The 255-nt window shown below is 63.9% G+C and carries 1 rRNA gene; it reads left to right on the top strand.

Annotated features, from left to right (window positions below):
* Positions 1-255, top strand: a 23S ribosomal RNA gene (locus QSK21_RS36000); the annotation flags it as partial.

Genomic DNA, 255 nt, shown 5'->3' with positions numbered 1-255 from the left:
TCACTGGTCAAGTGATTCCGCGCCGACAATGTAGCGGGGCTCAAGCACACCGCCGAAGCCGTGGCACTCGCACCCCTGTGGGGGTGTGGGTGGGTAGGGGAGCGTCCTGCGTCCGGTGAAGCCGTCGAGTGATCGGTGGTGGAGGGTGTGGGAGTGAGAATGCAGGCATGAGTAGCGTTTCACACGTGGGAAACGTGTGCGCCGGATGACCAAGGGTTCCTGGGGCAGGCTGATCCGCCCAGGGTAAGTCGGGAC

The organism is Actinomadura sp. NBRC 104412 (genome assembly GCF_030269515.1).
GTDB lineage: Bacteria > Actinomycetota > Actinomycetes > Streptosporangiales > Streptosporangiaceae > Spirillospora.
This window is presented reverse-complemented; position numbering and strand designations above follow the sequence as displayed.